Origin of the sequence: Caballeronia sp. LZ029 (assembly GCF_031451275.1) — a bacterium.
Classification (GTDB): Bacteria; Pseudomonadota; Gammaproteobacteria; order Burkholderiales; family Burkholderiaceae; genus Caballeronia; species Caballeronia jiangsuensis.
Genome location: NZ_JARUXO010000071.1, coordinates 1 through 325 on the forward strand (window position 1 = coordinate 1; position 325 = coordinate 325).

General features: G+C 65.8%; 1 pseudogene. It reads left to right on the top strand.

What is annotated here, in order from left to right:
• Window positions 1–325 (top strand): annotated as a pseudogene (locus QCE73_RS34095) (epimerase); the annotation flags it as partial.

Sequence of the window (325 nt, forward strand, 5' to 3'; positions counted from 1 at the left end):
GATCGAGCATCGTCGGCGACGCATCGGGCGGCGAGGCATCGGAGAAGATCTATACCGAGGACGACCTGCCGGAGCCGACGCCCGACAAGGCGCCGCGCGTAGCGATCGACAATCTCGTGCTCGACGCCGCCAAGCGTGGCGTGCGCTCGACGGTGCTCTGCAACACGCTGATCTACGGCCACGGCGCGGTGCGCGATACCGCGAGCGTGCAGTTGCCGCGTCTGGAACGACAGGCGCGCAAGAGCGGCATCGTGCGCCATGTGGGGCGTGGCCTCAACATCTGGTCGAACGTGCATATCGACGATGTCGTGACCATCTATCGGCT